The sequence below is a fragment of the Bacillus sp. Root131 genome, from assembly GCF_001429475.1.
GTDB lineage: Bacteria > Bacillota > Bacilli > Bacillales > Bacillaceae_G > Bacillus_A > Bacillus_A thuringiensis_S.
Window position 1 is genome coordinate 161,456 of record NZ_LMJQ01000004.1, and the last position, 18,017, is coordinate 179,472.

The window sequence follows — 18,017 nt, forward strand, 5'->3', positions numbered from 1 at the left end:
CGAATCATGGGGCTTTTTTTAAGTGGCCATGATTCGGGGGACAGTTCGTATTCCCTGATAGGTTACTTCCTTAAATGAAAATTATGGGGATATGACGGGGGATTCTTCGAATCGTTTCCGTACCCCTTTGTTAGAATAACACATATCAGTATGTCCAAGTGTAGAAGATTACTTACAATAGTTTGTGAGTTTTTGCACCAGAAGTAAAAAATTCACAAATATTTCTATATTTAAGAAATGTTTTACATATATTTCATCTTCTGATGTGATAGAATATAAATTGTCAGTATTTTGGATATTTTATAAATTAGTTAAATCATTTATCCATGAACAGACATGATACAGAACCATATTGAAGGTGGAGGAAAGTGGGATGGATCTAGATACCAAGAGATTTGTCTATATTTTAGAACAAAAAATGACTACTTGTATGGAAAAAGTATCAAAAGCAATTTATTGTAGTGAGCAAAAACAGTTCGATCGAATTATTCAGAATGCTTTGAGTGATATTAAGATAATGATTAGTTTGACCCAAGTTTATATGTTAATAGACAAAGAATCTTCAAAAGACTTAAGACAACTTCAGAATAAACTAATTCAAGCGCGTATATATATTGAGAAGGAAGCTACTACATTAAAAGTGGAGATTCGAAGAATGGTTAACACAATTTAAATTTATTCATTTCAATAATAAGTAATTTCGTTTTAACCTGAATTATTCATCGAAGTATAAAAATTTGGTGATCTTATGAGATTTATAGTGTTAAGGCAAATATGCAAATATATAACAGTCCAATTAAAGGTGATTTTAACCAGTTATTGGTATGGATTCGATTTTTGAGAAGACTTCTCTCTTGGTGCGGGTTTGATTTTTTTTAATGGGATATTTAGTTGAATTTTAGCTGTTGCACTCGGGTGAGTACGTCCCCAAAAAGGCTTTTATAGACAAAACTTGAGGACATTTTGAAATAGAGTGAGCGACCAGACTTCACCAACTTGCTTGCTACTTTGATTAGGTGGGTACGAATCGTTTGGATTTGAAAGCCCTTATACATGGTCGGAAAACTTAATGTCCGTAACCGGTTTTTGTTTGAAATCTTCAGTTAATGACTTAGTTTTATGTGTCGAAATTGTGAATTCTAATAGGAAACAGTTAAAATTATGGGTAAATAATACTTTTTTGTTATAAAAAGGGTTGACAAGAAAAAAATTAAATAGTAAATTTTGGATGTATTATTTTTAAGTATTTAAAAAAATGCAATTAGTAAGAATGAAGGGGTATGGCAACCGAAAGCAAAATATAGGGTCATATTCAATAATTTTCCAAAACATAGCCGGACAGTGTAACAAAAAGGAAACTAATTAATATTGTTACAAACAATTTTTGGTACAGCATTTAGTTACATCTAAATTCAATGCAATTTAGTTCTGTATTTGAAAAGAAAAAATGTAACATAAACGTTCGTTTTTGTTACATTTCAGTCTCTTTAATAAAGTAATTGGGACTTATTTGCACATGGCCCTAGAAAACCATTTTGGTTGTCATAGCCCATAAACGGAGGTATAGCAATGATATTAAGAGGTAGTGTTTATTCTAGTATGCTAGAAATGGAAACTGGTATAACAGTTATTATTCCAAACAAATTTAATATGGAGCAAAATTATCAAGTGGTATATCTGCTTCACGGTCTTTGCGGAGGTAATGGTGATTGGGCAAATTATACGATGCTGCCTGTTTATGCAAATGACTATAATGCAATATTTGTAATGCCAGAAATATCCAGAAGTTTTTGTTCGGATATGAAATTTGGATTTAAATTTTTTAGCTACGTTTCCGAAGAATTGCCAATTATATGTAAAAGTGTCTTTAACATATCTTCAGAAAGAGAGGATACGATAATTATTGGTGATTCAATGGGAGGATACGGGGCTTTGAAATGCGCATTATCAAAGCCAGAGCAATATGGGTATTGTTGTGCATTTTCATCACCATGCTTATTTTTGAAGGAGGATTTAGATGAGCATGGAGAGATTGAAAGATTTAGAATGGTTTATGGAGAACAGATGCTCAAGGATTTTCAAGGGATTTTAGGAGGTGACTTGAATTGGAGTGATGAGCACGAGATATTGGACCTAGCTAACAAGATCAAAGATCAGTCAGTCAGACCTGAAATATATATCGCATGTGGAACTGAAGATTTTATGCGTGATATTAATGTAAGATTCAACAATGAAATGCGGAATCTTAACTTTGACATTGAGTATGAAGAATGGTCAGGCAATCATGACTGGTATTTTTTCGATCAAGCATTAAAAAAAGCATTAAAGAAAGTTCTGAAATAATTCAAAATATTATTCTAGTTAAATAGAAAAGTCTTTGGAGCTCTAGCTGGATGATAAAGGAGGAAGAAGTATATTGCAAGAGATAAAAGAAATCAAAAATGAAATTCGAAGTTATATGAAAGAAAACTTTTTATTTGGCTATAAGGACGATGAACTTCTTGATGATACATCATTTTTAGAGATTGGTGTGTTGGATTCCACTGGTATCATGGAGTTGGTTGCATTTCTCGAGCGTGAATTTAAAATATCAGTCTTAGATGAAGAAATCATTCAAGAAAATCTTGATTCGATCGATTTGATTTCAGATTATTTATTAAAAAAGCTTGCATAAGATAATTATTTAATTGTTCTTGTGAATATTTTTCAATATGGAGGTGTTATCAAATGAAGTATTGTTCTAAATGTACTTTATCAGATAAACTTTTTTCCGTTACAATAGATGATGATGGCGTGTGTAATTTTTGTAAAACTCAAACATATACATCCGATTATAAAAAGCCGCAGGACCTCGGCTTAAAAACAAATGGGAAAAACTATGATATTGTATTAGCTTATAGCGGAGGAAAAGACAGCACATATACTTTATATTTATTAAAAGAAAAATACAAATTGAATGTTTTAGCTGTTACATTTGATAATGGATTTTTAGCAGAGGAAACATACAGTAATATTAGAAATGTTTGTGCCAGTCTTAATGCAGATAGCTTAATCATTGCTCCTTCTACCAAGAAAATAAATGCAATATATAAATATTCAAATGAAGATGAATCTTTACCAAAAAAATCCCTTGAGCGAGCTAGTGCTATCTGTACTTATTGCATTGGTTTGGTAAAAATGTATGTTTACAAAGAAGCAATTTTAAGAAAAATTCCATATATCACATTTGGCTTTACACCTGGACAGATTAATATCAATAAGCAAGTCGTTAAATTAGATTATAGAACTCTGAAATCTAACTTTGCTGGAATCAAAGGCAACATAATAAAGGAATTTGGAGAAAGTTATAGCTCAATTTTACTGATGGATGATTTGGTGGATGAAAATAAAGACAATATACCTGCTTTGTTTTATCCATTTATGAATGATAATTATAATGAAAATCAAATTCTTGATAAAATTTCAGAATTTGGATGGGTCAAGCCTACAGATACTGATGGAAATAGTACCAACTGCCTTATGAATGCATATGCCATTCATAAGCATAAAGAAAAGTATGGATTTCATCCATATGCATTAGAGCTAGCCCATTTGGTTAGAAGCAATTCAATGGATAGAGAAGAAGCTCTAAGCAGAATTATGGAAGATGATAATAAGGAAATTATTAAGTATGTTGAACAAAAGTTAAATAATTGCTAAGGGGAGCGTTTACATTTGAATTTGCGTATGCAGAAACAAAGAAGCAAAGATAGTTTTTGATATGAGGTGGATATTTAACTTCATGAAGTAATTCGCGATAAAAATGAAAGCGATCGCGATGGTTAGGGGCGACATGAATTGGAGAATTTGTATGAGTATTTTCATAATAGCTACAAAACATATCCAAATAACTATTATGTTTTTGACCAAAAATATTGGACATATAACGAAGTGAATCAATATATAAAAGCCATGACTGTTAAAATTAAAAATAATGGTATTGGTGTTAATGACAAAGTAATTTTATATATGGAAAATTCAATTGAATATATCATATCTTATTTTGCGATTTTATATTTGGGTGCAACAGTTGTTCCTATCACGACATCATCAACCATTGAGAATATAAATGATATTGTAGAGGACTGTAAGCCTGCGCTTCTATTAACTTCTTCAAGTATTTTTTCGAATATTAAAAATACAGAGTTGGCAAAAAAAAACAATGTTCAATCAATTAGTATAAAAGAAATTGATAGCACAGTTTGTGTTGAGAGCCAGCAATGTAGGACAGGGCAGCTTGCAATGATTATTTATACTTCAGGGACAACCAGTAAACCAAAGGGGGTTATGCTGACTCACAAAAATCTAATTACAAATACAGATTCTATTTTAGATTATTTGTGTCTAGATCATTCTGATAGTATTTTGGCTACGCTGCCATTTACTTATTCGTATGGTAATTCCATATTATTAACGCATACAAAAGCGAGCGGTTTATTATATATATTTAGAGCAACCTATCCACAAGAAATTCTTAATATACTAAAAAGAGAAAATATAACAGGCTTTTCTACGGTAGGTTCCCATCTAAATATAATGCTGAAACAGGGGAACTTTACAGCGGAGAGCTTTGGAAAACTTAGATATATTACACTTGCAGGGGAGCAGACGGTGAAGTCAAATTTAATCAAGCTGAATAACATGAACAAGGACTTAAAAATATATGTTATGTATGGACAAACCGAAGCAAGTGCAAGATTAACCTATTTAGAACCAAGTATGCTTGAGCAAAAGCTTGGTTCTGTCGGAAAACCGATTAAGGGCGTTACGCTTAAAATTGTTGATGAAGAGGGTATAGAGGTTGAACATGATGAAAATGGTGAGATTATTGTAAAGGGAGATAACATAATGTCGGGCTACTTAAATATGCCTGATGAAACCGAGAAAGTGCTAAAAGACAGATGGCTTTATACAGGGGATATCGGCTACAAGGATTCCGATGGATATATTTATATTATAAGGCGGAAAAATGACATTATAAAATATCTTGGGTACCGAATTAGTCCAGTGGAAATAGAAAATTACATCAATATGCATGATAATATTTTGGAATCCGCCGTTGTTGAGTGCCGTAAGGAAGAGAATGTGAAAATTGCAGCTGTAATAGTTTTGAAAAATGAAAAGCTGGATATCAATGACTTATCTCAAATTTTAAGGAGAAAATTACCATCATATAAAATACCTAGTATTTTATATACTGTGGATAAACTGCCTAAAACTTCAAATGGGAAAATTAAGAGAAGCGAGTTAAAAGAAATGCTAAAACAATCATTTTTATAAGGGGGGTAATATAAGAATGGTCTATCAATTTCTCGAAAAGAATAAAAACTTATCTACAGAGGCTGTTATATACGGAGAAGATAAAATTACTTATAAAGAATTATTCCGAAAAAGCAGTTTGCTAGGCAGGAAGCTTTCTGGTGAAGCTACAGACACTATCATTATATGTATACCGAATAATATATATTATGTCGTTTCATACTTTTCAATATTAGCTTGTGATAAAATCGTATATCCGATTTCAAGTTTAAGTAAACAAGATGAAGTAATTAGTGCAATAGAACGTACAGGCTCTAATGTCATTTTATGCACTCATGATTACTATGAACAATTAAAGGCAATGTGCCAAAACAGCAATATCAAGATTATTTGTGTAGATAATGAAACGCTATATGACTCAAATACAGATGATTTGGAAAGCATTTGTTACGTTGAAAGCAAAATAAATGATACTTGTGTGCTTCTAAATACTTCAGGTTCAACGGATATACATAAAATTGTGATGCTGACTCAGAAAAATATCATGACGAATTGCACAGACTGGGTTGAGGGTGCCTTAGATACATCAACTCATGGTAAAGTATTGATTGCTATGCCAGCCTGTACCTCCTTTGGTACTGTCGTAATAACCACATGCGTCTTGCTAGGCTGGACCATTGTGTTTATGCCATCATTTTTCAATAGCGCAACTCTTTTACAAACAATTGGAAAAGAAGAAATAACGCATCTTATTTGCATTGGAAGTATGCTGAATATTTTAGCTTCGGATGTGGCTAAACTTGGACCGAGTAATTATAATTCACTCAAATTCATAGGAATTGGTGGGAATAAGGCAGTTCCGGAAACAATGAAAATCATGATGAAGTATTTTCCGGAGGTTGGACTCAGTCCGGGATACGGAATTACGGAAGCAACTTGTATTGTATCGGGCATCCATCCTGATATATCCAGAAATAATAAGGAACTATTTTATGAAAAAATCCATTCTGCGGGAAAGCCCTATAGAAATAGCAATGTCAAAATTGATAATAGGGAAGGTATGCCGAATTCTACTGGAGAAATTTTAATAGGTGGTTCTATTGTAATGAAAGGATATTACAATAATACTCAAGCCACAAAAGCAGCACTGAACAACGGTTATTTACATACTGGCGATATTGGCTATTTTGATGAAGATGGTTATTTATACGTAGTTGGCAGAATAAAAAATATTATTAAATCTGGAGGCTATACTGTTTTTTCGGAAGAAATTGAAGCTGCTTTGCAAAATAGCGGAATGGTTAAGGAAGCTTATGCATATGGAATTCCGGATCCAATTTTAGATGAGAAAATTATAGTTGATGTTATACCTATAGATGGCGCAATAAATGTTTTAGATATTGAGGAGTATTGTTTACAGCATTTAGCAAAATATAAGATTCCATCAAAAATACAATTTGTAAGCGATATCAAGAAAACAAAGAATGGAAAAATACAAAGAAAGGTTTATACACTAAATGAATAGTGAAGAAATTAAAATAATTATTAAAGACACAATATTGGAATGCGTAGGCAAAAAAAAAGACATTACAGAGAATACCGATTTGTTAGCTATAAATATATTTGATTCAATCACATTTGTGAAATTAGTTAAACAATTAGAAAAAATATTTCAAATTGAGTTTGATATTTTTGATCTATCTATCAATAATTTTAAGAATATTGAATTAATATCGGCAAATGTAAGAGAAAAATTAGAGCTTTCTAACAAAGAAGTAACGGAAGAAAAGTAAAAGTATAAAAGTACGAAAGGAATGAATCATTATGGAAAATTATCAATTAGAAGCGCAGGTATTGGAAAGTATTATTAAAAGACTGGGAATTGAAAATATAACTGACGATGTTTATACACAATATTATAATGTGCCAATTTTTTCAGCAGATGATGAGAAAGGTATTGGACTAGGCTTAGATTCCATTGATGCGATAGAGATTATTATAGCCATTAAGGAAGATTTTGATGTAAAAATTGGGGATGAAGATATGGAAGCTTTGCAAAATGTATCTTCCATTGCTGATTTTATAAAAAATAAGAAATAAAATTGGATACTTTGTGGGAGGTGAATATTCGAGTGTTGAGTCCTAGAGTAGTTGTAACTGGAATTGGGCTTATAGCGGGGAATGGTAATAATAAAGATGAATTTTTCGAAAATTGTTGCAATGGTGTGTCAGGTTTAAAAAAGTGTTCTTTGTTTGATGCTTCTATATTTAGTACAGAATACGTTGGACAGATTGAAGAAGAATTTCCGTATTTAACAGAGCTGCCTAGCGATAAAGAAAGAATACAGTTAATCATTGAAAAATGTTTGGTAGAGATGATGAAAGATAGTAACTTAACAAAAGAATATATTTCAAAGTTGGGAAACAAAGCATATCTTTCTTTTGCAACTTCTCTTGGGAATAATGGTAAAATAATGAAATATATGGAAAGTAAATTGAAAGGAAAGCTTGAGCCGGAGTGGTTAATACAAATTCCAAGCCTTTTACCGTGGATAAAGGATTTTATAGGTATAGAAGGCGGTTGTTACACCACAACAACTGCCTGTGCAGCTTCTACTACTTCGGTGGGCATCGCACTTGACTTAATTAAAAGCAAGAAAGCAAGTTTAGTTGTAGTGGGAGGAGCTGACCCACTTAGTGAATTTAGCTGTTACGGCTTCAATTCCTTGAGAGCATTAACTAAATCAGTATGTAAGCCGTTTGATGAGGAGAGAGACGGCATTAATATAGGGGAGGGTGGAGCATTTTTAGTATTAGAATCGCTTGAAAGTGCAAAGGAAAGAAATGCTAAAATCTATGCTGAGATATTGGGATATGGAATTAATAATGATGCATACCATATAACCAGTCCTGATCCGAAAGGAGAAGGTGCGTTTTTATCCATGAATATGGCTATTGCAGATAGTAATAAAGAGCTTGAGAGTATTGATTACATTAATGTGCACGGAACAGGTACAGTACTGAATGACAAAATGGAGCTTAGAGCAATTCAAAATTTGTTTCAGGATACGAATAAAAAGGTATTGGTATCATCTACAAAATCCTTGATTGGACATTGTCTGGCTGCGGCAGGAGTAATTGAACTGGCAGTTACAATATTATCAATTCATAAGGGAATATGTATAAAAAATATAAATTTGTATAACGAAATGAATGGATATAAAAATATAGAGTTATTAAAGGAAAATAAAAACATAAAAATCAGGACCGCTTTATCAAATAATTTTGCATTTGCTGGAAATACAGCCAGTATATTAGTTGGTTCTTACTGCGAATAACATAATAAGCTTATCCTTATAGTCACCTCTTGAAGACTTGGATAGGTTTTGACACGGTCTATATAAAATTGTAGCTATTCAGTAAATTAGTTGAATATGGAGGAAATATGAAATATAGATATAATTTTAAAATTCGTTTTGGCGATACAGATGCATATGGGATTGTTCATCATAGAAATTATTATAATTACTTCGAAGAAGCAAGATTTCAATTTTCAGCAGATATATTTGGATTTAATGTGGAATCAGATGTTAAATTTCCTGTTATAGAGTCATCTTGTATTTATAAAAATCCTCTTAAATTTTCTTTGGATTATCATATTTTGGAGGTGGAGTGCAGAATCATTGAAAATGCTAAGCTGGAATTTAATTATATCATTAAAGATAAAACTTCAAAAAAGAAATATGCTTATGGTAAAACGGTTCATGTATTTGTAAATGAAAAGAATAAAATGTGTGTAGAAATACCAGAATGGATAAGCAAAAAATTAGTGGATTCTTCTTTTGTGGTTTAGAGGATTTAAATGGTAACTAGGAATATAAGCCTGAATGGGGTCAAAAGTAGTATGTTCATGCAAACACAAAATTATAAATTTAAGATAAGTTAAAATTTATATAAAAAAGAGGCAAATAATATGGAATTAGAAAAAATCTTAGAAGTGGTACCAATTCGCAAACCAATGTTATGTATTGATAATATTTGTGAGATAATATATGGTCAATCTGCAAAAGGATATAGAAATATAAAAAGGGATGAAGATTGGGCAAAAGGACACTTTATTAATGATCCTATTTTTCCGGGGACATTGATTATTGAAACTATGGCTCAAATTGGAGCATTTATTTTCTATAATGAAGAAAATCCTCAATTGTTAAAGTCTTACTTAGGAAAAGTAAATGATGTTAAATTTCTTCAAAAAGTCATTCCTGATTGCAGAATGTACATTAACGCTGAAATTGTTATGAAAATAAAAAAAATGGCACGGATTCGATGTGAAGCTCTTGTAAATGATGAAATAGTCGCACAAGGTGAATTAACTTTATATTATATGGAAGATTTATTGTAATAAGTTTACTATTAAACTTGTATTCCAGGAGGAACTATATGGATGAAATATCAATAATCGGAATTGGTGTAATAAGCAATTTAGGTAATGATGTAGAAACGATTTGGGAAAAATTAATGCAAGAGGGTGAAACCCTTAATAGTGGAGATGAAATTCTGTTTGAATCAGGATTATCCTTAAGCCAAAGAAAAAAAGCAAACCGTTATTCCGAAATGGGCTTCTATGTTTCAAAGATGGCTCTTAAGGATTCCAAAATCAATGTAGACAATATAGATAAGAAAAGGGTCGGTACTGTTTATACTACCGGCTATGGGCCGATAGTGTCTTCATTAAAATTTAGTGAAAGTGTAGTCGAAGGTGATTATGAATTTTGCAGTCCGACAATATTTGCCAACACGGTAAATAACACTTGTGTAGGACACATATGCATGCTACTTGGCCTCAAAGGTGTTAGTACTGTTTTAATGGGGAGTAATAATCTAACCTATTCACAGATTTTGATGAATAAGGAGCATACAGACTATATTCTGACTGGAGCGATTGAAGAATATTGTAAAGAATTACATGATACCTTTCAGGTACATGAAAATTCTAAGAATATTTTCATAAAAGAGGGAGCAGTTTCATTATTAGTGAAAAATAAGGATGATTCAGGCTTAGCATACTGCAATATAGTTGATGGTTTCGAATGCAATATTGACAAATACCCTATCACTGACAGAGTAGAGGGAAATAAAGTTAGGGGGAAAATTAAACAATTAATCAGTGAAGCGGTAAAGCAATATGATATTGATGTCTTTTTTAGCTCCTGTAATAATTCATATTTTGATTGTGTAGAGTTAGAAGCTGCTCAAGAAGTATTAAACAAAGATACCTTATATGTCAATCATGTGAAAAATTTATTTGGTGAAACCTTAGGGGCGGCATTTAATATGAATGTTATGGTAGCAGCATTATGTATTAAAAATAGCAGGCTACCATTGAAGTTAGATTCACTTCAGAGGAAGGTCAATTGTGCGCTGGTTTCAGGTTATGATATATCTGGAAATTATATGCTTGCAGTGCTTAAATCAGCTTAATAATGGAAAGGGGTGTAGGAATGAAGGGATTAGAAAATAAAAGAATCATAGTCACAGGTGGCTGCAAAGGTATTGGCAGAGCGATTGTCGAGAAATATTTACAGGAGGGTGCTGTTGTTGCCGCTACTTATTATAAGTCAAAGGATTCATCTGATCAAATGAAAAGCGAATTAGAAAGCTATTCAGACAGGCTGGCTATTTATAACATGGATGTAAGCGATGCAGAACAGGTGAATAAAGTAATGGAGCAAATACAAGATGATTTAAAAGGAATTGATATATTAGTGAATAATTCAGGGATAACCCAGGATAGCCTATTATATTCCATGAAAAATAGTGATTGGGATAAAGTAATAAAGACCAATCTTTATGGACCGTTTTATACTTGCAAAAGTGTCTTATTAAATATGATTAAGCAAAAGTACGGAAGTATTATTAATATAGCATCGGTATCAGGTATAGTTGGGATACCGGGTCAAAGTAATTATTGTGCTTCAAAGTTTGGATTAATTGGATTAACAAAATCGCTTGCTAAGGAATTGGCGTCAAAAAATATAAGAGTAAATGCAATAGCACCTGGATACGTTGATACCGAAATGATAGATAACGTAAAGATTACGAATGAATTGATGCGAAACAAACATTCGCTGGGGAGGATTGGAAGCCCAGACGAAATTGCTAATATAGCTCTTTTTTTGGCAGGTGATGCATCTAGTTATATAACAGGACAAGTTATAGTAGCGGATGGAGGCTTTATTTAGGGAAAGGAAGATTAATATGTGCGGTATTGCAGGGGTCATTGGTGATAATAAAAATTATTCAACTACTATGCTTAATATGATAGAATCCTTGTCCCACAGAGGAAAAGATTCCTTAGGCAGTTACAAAGATGATAATGCTTTATTATACCATACGAGGCTGGCTATTTTGGGAATTGAAGATGGACATCAACCGGTTTTAAATCAAACAAAAACAATTGTTTCTGTAGCAAATGGTGAAATATATAATTATCGAGAGTTAACTGCATCCTTAAAAAAACTCGGATATGTTTTTTCAGATGCCTGTGATACAAATATAATTCCTCATTTGTATGAGGCATACGGAACGGATATGTTTAAAATGATTAATGGACAGTTTGCTATAGCAATTTGGGACAAAAATAATGAAAAGTTAATCTTAGCAAGAGATAAATTTGGTGAAAAACCACTGTATTACAGAAAGATAGAGAATAATATATTTTTTTCTTCTGAGATTACGCCTTTATTAATACCTAAAAAAAGCTATGAGATAAATGCAAAATGCTTAAAAGATATTTGTACGACCTGGGTACCGATTCGGGGAAAAACCTTATATAAAGATATTAATTCGGTTGACAGTGGTCAATATTTGATAATTGAGAAGCATAGGATAACATCGAAGTATTATTACGCTCCGACCTTTCTTACTGATAGCTTTAACAATAAAAGTAAAACGGAGCTATTGGAAGAATTAGATACTTTGCTGAAAAGATCAGTATCGAAACGTATCAACACAGATGTACCGATATCGTTTTATTTAAGCGGTGGACTTGACTCAAGTCTGATTGCAGCAATTGCCTCAGAATATATAGAGGAAAAAATGAATACGTTTTCCATATCGTTCAGCGATAATAATCTTGACGAGGCAGAATATCAGAAGGTTATGTCTGAAAAACTAAACAGTAAGCATCGTCAATTGAAAATTACGGATACGATGATAATTGACAACTTGTATAACGTAATATTACATTTGCAAACTCCGATATTAAGATTAGGTGCCATACCGATGTATTTGTTGGCAGAATTTGTACATAATAACGGTTTTAAGGTTGCGTTATCGGGGGAAGGAGCCGATGAGCTGTTTGGCGGATACGATATATTCAAAGAAGCTAAAATCCGCGCCTTTTGTGAAAGAGATCCCAAATCAAAGTTAAGACCATTGTTGTACAAAAAGACAAATTCCTATATTAATAATTTTAATAATAATAATTCTGCTGCACTGGCAACCTTTTTTAATCAGGTAAAATCAAGTGAGTTGTTTTCAAGCCATGCAATCCGCTTTCAATTTGGGGAATATTGCTCTCAATTTTTTTCGGATACTATGAAAAAAATATTGAAAGATTACTCGGTTAAAGAGGATTTAGCAATTGATCTGCCAAGCGGCTTCGAAAATTATACAAATATATCGAAGGCTCAATATTTAGAAATAAAAACATTTATGAGCAACTATTTATTATCCACACAAGGAGACCGCGTTTCAATGGCACATAGTATGGAATGCAGATATCCGTTTTTAGATAATGATGTCGCTGCCTTTGCATTTAGTTTAAACGATAGATACAAAATAAATGTTTTAAATGAAAAATATATTTTGAAAGAGCTTGCAAAAAAATATTTACCGGATGAGATTATTAACAGAAAAAAATTCCCATATAGAGCTATGATTAGTGGCAACAGTTTATTAAATAATGAAAAAGTCAGTATGGCAGTTTCGGAGGAGAGTCTGAAAAAATATGATGTTTTTAACAGCATTGCAGTAACCCGTTTTTTTAATAAAGTTAGAAGCAAAAATCATACAACCGAAAAGGAGATGATGCTTTTATTGTTTATCATTAGCACACAGATCTTACTGAACCAAAATGATACTGTTATTCATCTAGTCAGCTAATCATAATGCACATAGGATAGGTCGGGTCAAGATAAAGGCAGTATTCTTATGGTGAGCCACACAAGGGAATTTTATTTAGATATTGTAACAGTTGTATGGGTTTGTCAAGGTTTCAAATGGGAGAAAAATTCTCATCAAAGACTTTGATATGAATTTCATCTTCAAAAATATAGTAATTTTAGAGTGTCTTCATGGAAGGTTTGGGTTTTTTTTGAAAAGGAATATTAGGGAGAGAAGCTGTTTGGATATTTGATAAAAAAATAGTAACAGCATCTAGAAAGGGGAATTAAAGTAATGGTGGTGATATATAGAATTAATATAAATGAGAGTATTAAGAAGAATAATATTCAAAATTTATTACAATATATATCTTCCCCTAGAAGAAAAAGAGCAATGAGATTTTGGAATGTTCGTGACTCCTATCGAAGCGTACTGGGAGAAATGCTGGCTCGTTATGCAATATGCCGTCAAAGCGGCTGCTTGAATGAAAGCATTGAAATACAGTTTGATCCAGGGAGTAAACCAAGGTTGTTATTTCCAGCGGGACTTTTTTTCAATATATCACACTCGGGTGATTGGGTATTATGTACAATATCCAATAATTCAGTTGGCATTGATGTAGAGTATATGAAAGAAGTTAATTTACAAATTGCGGAGTCTTTTTTTTCAACGAGTGAATATCAATTCATTTTGAATCATCATTCAGAAGAGGAGTTAAAAAAGAGATTCTATCAGATATGGACTTTAAAGGAAAGCTATGTCAAAGCGGATGGGCGGGGGTTGCGATTGCCCATGAAATCTTTTTCGATGCTTATTAAGGAACACCATATATCAATTCATACTGAAAATGCTTTAAGAAATTGTCAGTTTAAGACGTTTCAAATGGATGAGCAATATATAGTTTCAGTATGCTCAGTACAAGATCCTATAGGTGACAGCATGGAGGATTTAAATATAAAAGATGTGGTTAGCCTCCTTCAGAGTACCTGATTGGGATATATATTCACTTTAAAAGAGCCACTTATGTAGCTCTTCTATAAAAGGATGTCAATCATTAAGTGACGGAAAATTACGATAAATTATTTATGTAAATTAAAAAATATAATTAATAAAGGGGAAAAACAAATGGAAATTCGCGAAAAAAAACAAAATAAAGTAGTAGTAGCAAAAAAAAGTATAGTAAGTTATATGAGGGAATTAAGAAGTAGAGTATCTGAAGAAAAAAAAGATGTCGATAGATTTTCGGAGCAGGTAGTATCTACTGATCGACGTAGGGGGGTATTAAATGGAAAATATGTAGATCGACTTGTAGTTTTTTTAAAGGGAACTGGATGCAGCATTATTAAAAAGAATGGCGGGTGTACTTGCTGTGGCTTTTATTCTATTTCCAATCTAGGTGATAAAATAGAAGATTCCTTTTATATTAAGGAGATTCACGACATAATTAATGATCAAGATAACAAAATATCAGATTTTAATATAGTTTGTTTATATAATGACGGAAGCTTGCTCGTTGAGGAGGAATTAAGCTTTAAGGTATTAATCTATATGATTCAAACCTTAAATTCAATTGATTCAATAGAAAAAATAGTAATTGAAGCAAAGGTAAATGACATTACGGAAGAAAAGTTGAAAAAAATCAGAGAAGTTACGGATAAAGCGTTTGAAATTACAGTTGGCTTTGAATCAGCCAATCAAAAGGTAAGAGAATTATGTGTCAACAGACCGTTTACCAATGAAAGCTTTGAAAAAAAGGTAGAGCTGGCTAAGGCTTATAATATCAGTATAGTGCCGCTGTTAATGGTAAAACCAGCCTTTTTGTCGGAAATTGAAGCAGTTGAAGATTTTGTATCAAGCTTAGTATATCTGGAAAAATTCAATCTGGAAAGGATTGATATGGAATTACCAACCGTTGTAAGAGATACACTCAACTATGACTTATGGGCTAAGGGGATGTATAAGCCTATTACGTTTTGGTCTGTTATAGAAATATTACAGCGAAGAGCCAAACTTGATTTAAAAGTGCCTCTTTATATCAGCCCAATGGTTTATTCGGTAGAAGCTGTTGATAAAGCTGGTAATTGCGATAAGTGCAATGAATCCATTTATAAAATGTTTGAGCAGTATAACGAAAGCGGAGAGGTATCAATTTTTGATAAGGTTGATTGCGGTTGTAAAGAGAATTGGAAGCAAATGATGAATGAAACAAGTAGTATTAACAATCTTGAGGACAGAGTAATTGATGTATTAAATGAATTAAAAAGTAATCCTGTAAACTCTTAAAAAAGTTTTTCAACAAAAAATTCTTTCTGTTAACATACGTGTGTCAGCATGTCCATGCGACACTTATCATTGGTATCGACATTGACAAAGAAGTACATGTAACCAGATCACAAGATCTTCGTGGGATTGAAGTTGCCAAGCCACTTATTGGTTAACCGTGGCACAGTTCCTTCGTAAGAAGGGAATAAGTGTTGTTCTTGTTAGCTTCATGCATGTTAATAAGAGCAAAGAGCTAAATGATAACTCCCCAACATCTGACAAGATCAAGTGCCGGTCGTCAAGGTACTAGTTTATTATCAGATGTTGGGGACCTTTCACGTTATTCTCATCCTCGACAAATTCAAAAACCGGATGGTTTTTTTGGGAAAACATAAGGGCAAAACAAAAAGGTGCCACCATATTTTATCATCCCAATTTACTCTAGTAATTGAATTAGCTACCTGTCGTAGAAATCCCTTTTAAAAATCAGAGAAAACGGGAGTATTCGAGAGAAAATGATTAAAAATTGAACTAGTAATGAATTAAGTGGGGTAATTGCTTACAATAAAAACCAGGAGGTTATTCTATGATGTCAATCATTCAAAACATAAGAATATATTTTAAAGAATACTTGGCAGATTATAAAAAAGAAATAGTACAAATATTCTTTCTTCTTGCTGTAGGAATAGGTATCAGCATTACTCTTCCTATTATAGTTAGTATTTTTATTGATAGTCTAGATAATAGCAGCTATCAAAGTGACTTTTTTATAAGTCTTGCCGGTATCTATCTAGCTATGCTTTTTGTAAAAATAATAGTTGAAACAATTAATTCTTATATCAGTGAACGTTTGGGATGGACGATTAGTAATAAATTAAGAGTCAATTTGGTAAGGCATAGTATTGATCTGGACTTTAACTTTCATAAGAAGTATAAAACAGGAGAGATGATCGAAAGAGTGGACGGAGATGTTACTTTTCTATCAAATTTCTTTTCTATGTTTTTGGTTAATATAATCGGTAATTCCATATTTGTACTGCTCATTATTACTATGTTTTATATAAAAAGCGGACTGATAGGCATATGTTACAGCATAATAGCTATTTTTGCATATTTTGTATTCTTATCTTTACAAGAGAAAATTGTGAAACTATGGACTGCATATAGAGAAGATGAAGCCCAATTATATGGTTATATACAAGAAAGTATTTCTGCAAGAGAAGATATACTTGGGATAGGGGAAAAAAATTATTTTAAAAGCTTATTAAAAAAATATTTACATAAAACAAAAGTAGATTTCAGAAAAGCTGTTGTTATAAGTAATATTCCGACTTCTGGTTTTTTTGCGCTTCTAAACGTTGGAGATTTAATAGCAATTGGTATCGGAGTCTATTTGTTTTATAAAAATGAAATGACAATGGGGACTATTTATCTAATAAGCACTTATGTAGGCTTGCTGAATAGACCTTTTATAGCGCTTCGATATGAGTTAGAAAATTTGCAAAAAATAGGAGCATCTTTAAACAGAATTTCAGAATTATTTGCTTTTCAAAGTAAAATAAGTACCGGAAATATAAAGCTGAATAAAGAAAAACTTTCCATTGATGTTAAAAATGTATCCTTTTCGTATGGAGATACTCCAGTTTTAACAGATATTTCGTTTCAGGTAAAGCAAGGGGAAACAATCGGCATCGTTGGTAAGACAGGCAGCGGGAAAACAACATTAATTAAATTGCTTGCGAAAATGTACGACATAGAAACAGGAAGCATATTGATCAATGACAAGAATATAAAGGAATTAGATGTAAAGGATTTTTACAAGCATATATGTTTTATATCCCAAAACAGTAGAATTTTTAACGGCACTGTCTATGAAAACTTAACATGCTTTGATTCCTCTGTCAGCCATAAAGAAGTAAATGATGTAATAGAAAAAATTGGGCTGACTGACTGGGTAGCTAGTTTGCCAGAGGGCATTCATACAGTCATCAATCATTCTATGCTTTCGGCAGGACAGGAGCAGCTTTTGTACATTGGAAAAGCATTTCTCAATGAAGCGCAGCTCTACATTTTTGATGAAGTAAATTCGAAATTGGACGAAAAATCGGAAGATAAAATTTTCCAAGCATTAAAAAAGTTAACGTATGATAAGACCGTTTTTATTATAGCTCACAAACTGAAATTGCTTGAACTAGTTGATAAAGTGCTAATACTTGAAAATGGAAAAATTAAACTTTACGATGAACGCAAACATGTATCAAACAGAATTATAGAAGGGAATCTGTAAG

Annotated in this window: 17 protein-coding genes and 1 pseudogene; 17 read left to right on the top strand and 1 reads right to left on the bottom strand. The window is 32.2% G+C overall.

What is annotated here, in order from left to right:
• Positions 1–373: 373 nt before the first annotated feature.
• A complete protein-coding gene (locus tag ASE54_RS16005) occupies positions 374–673 on the top strand; it encodes a hypothetical protein (RefSeq protein WP_000362515.1) in 300 nt (99 codons plus the stop codon).
• A gap of 214 nt (positions 674–887) precedes the next feature.
• On the opposite strand, the pseudogene ASE54_RS34450 reads toward ASE54_RS16005, so the two are convergent.
• Positions 888–1,085: pseudogene (locus tag ASE54_RS34450) on the bottom strand (transposase); the annotation flags it as partial.
• Positions 1,086–1,569: 484 nt separating this feature from the next.
• Here ASE54_RS34450 and ASE54_RS16010 point away from each other — a divergent pair.
• The 16 genes from ASE54_RS16010 (at position 1,570) to ASE54_RS16085 (ending at position 18,016) form a co-directional block, all read left to right on the top strand.
• Positions 1,570–2,343, top strand: a complete 774-nt coding sequence (locus tag ASE54_RS16010; protein WP_000603290.1) for an alpha/beta hydrolase-fold protein — start codon at positions 1,570–1,572, stop codon at positions 2,341–2,343.
• 73 nt (positions 2,344–2,416) lie between these two features.
• A complete protein-coding gene (locus tag ASE54_RS16015; protein ID WP_001155960.1) occupies positions 2,417–2,674 on the top strand; it encodes an acyl carrier protein in 258 nt (85 codons plus the stop codon).
• A gap of 53 nt (positions 2,675–2,727) precedes the next feature.
• Positions 2,728–3,699 carry a 7-cyano-7-deazaguanine synthase gene (locus tag ASE54_RS16020; RefSeq protein WP_000872602.1) on the top strand — a complete coding sequence of 324 codons (972 nt, stop codon included), beginning with the start codon at positions 2,728–2,730 and terminating at the stop codon, positions 3,697–3,699.
• 138 nt (positions 3,700–3,837) lie between these two features.
• On the top strand, positions 3,838–5,319 hold the full coding sequence (locus ASE54_RS16025) for a class I adenylate-forming enzyme family protein (protein ID WP_000429540.1): 1,482 nt from the start codon (positions 3,838–3,840) through the stop codon (positions 5,317–5,319).
• 16 nt (positions 5,320–5,335) lie between these two features.
• Positions 5,336–6,823 carry a class I adenylate-forming enzyme family protein gene (locus ASE54_RS16030; RefSeq protein WP_000262983.1) on the top strand — a complete coding sequence of 496 codons (1,488 nt, stop codon included), beginning with the start codon at positions 5,336–5,338 and terminating at the stop codon, positions 6,821–6,823.
• On the top strand, positions 6,816–7,091 hold the full coding sequence (locus ASE54_RS16035; protein ID WP_001083578.1) for a phosphopantetheine-binding protein: 276 nt from the start codon (positions 6,816–6,818) through the stop codon (positions 7,089–7,091). The genes ASE54_RS16030 and ASE54_RS16035 overlap by 8 nt, the downstream gene beginning before the upstream one ends.
• Positions 7,092–7,122: 31 nt before the next feature.
• The gene (locus ASE54_RS16040) at positions 7,123–7,398 is read left to right on the top strand and encodes a phosphopantetheine-binding protein (RefSeq protein ID WP_000433020.1); all 276 of its coding nucleotides are present in this window, start codon (positions 7,123–7,125) and stop codon (positions 7,396–7,398) included.
• Positions 7,399–7,430: 32 nt separating this feature from the next.
• Entirely contained in the window at positions 7,431–8,636 is a 1,206-nt protein-coding gene (locus ASE54_RS16045) for a beta-ketoacyl-[acyl-carrier-protein] synthase family protein (RefSeq protein ID WP_000950931.1), read from the top strand.
• A gap of 107 nt (positions 8,637–8,743) precedes the next feature.
• Positions 8,744–9,151, top strand: a complete 408-nt coding sequence (locus ASE54_RS16050; RefSeq protein ID WP_000877524.1) for a thioesterase family protein — start codon at positions 8,744–8,746, stop codon at positions 9,149–9,151.
• A 120-nt stretch (positions 9,152–9,271) separates the two neighbouring features.
• A complete protein-coding gene (locus ASE54_RS16055; protein ID WP_000418180.1) occupies positions 9,272–9,703 on the top strand; it encodes a 3-hydroxyacyl-ACP dehydratase FabZ family protein in 432 nt (143 codons plus the stop codon).
• Positions 9,704–9,741: 38 nt separating this feature from the next.
• Positions 9,742–10,782, top strand: a complete 1,041-nt coding sequence (locus ASE54_RS16060) for a beta-ketoacyl synthase N-terminal-like domain-containing protein (RefSeq protein WP_000343519.1) — start codon at positions 9,742–9,744, stop codon at positions 10,780–10,782.
• Positions 10,783–10,802: 20 nt separating this feature from the next.
• A complete protein-coding gene (gene fabG / locus ASE54_RS16065) occupies positions 10,803–11,543 on the top strand; it encodes a 3-oxoacyl-ACP reductase FabG (RefSeq protein WP_000677145.1) in 741 nt (246 codons plus the stop codon).
• 16 nt (positions 11,544–11,559) lie between these two features.
• Positions 11,560–13,467 carry an asparagine synthase (glutamine-hydrolyzing) gene (gene asnB, locus ASE54_RS16070; protein WP_000333843.1) on the top strand — a complete coding sequence of 636 codons (1,908 nt, stop codon included), beginning with the start codon at positions 11,560–11,562 and terminating at the stop codon, positions 13,465–13,467.
• A gap of 294 nt (positions 13,468–13,761) precedes the next feature.
• Complete coding sequence (locus ASE54_RS16075) at positions 13,762–14,457, top strand: 4'-phosphopantetheinyl transferase superfamily protein (RefSeq protein WP_000260424.1); 696 nt, start codon at positions 13,762–13,764, stop codon at positions 14,455–14,457.
• A 135-nt stretch (positions 14,458–14,592) separates the two neighbouring features.
• The gene (locus ASE54_RS16080; protein WP_000405656.1) at positions 14,593–15,750 is read left to right on the top strand and encodes a radical SAM protein; all 1,158 of its coding nucleotides are present in this window, start codon (positions 14,593–14,595) and stop codon (positions 15,748–15,750) included.
• 565 nt (positions 15,751–16,315) lie between these two features.
• Positions 16,316–18,016, top strand: a complete 1,701-nt coding sequence (locus ASE54_RS16085) for an ATP-binding cassette domain-containing protein (protein WP_000987035.1) — start codon at positions 16,316–16,318, stop codon at positions 18,014–18,016.
• Position 18,017 lies beyond the last annotated feature (1 nt).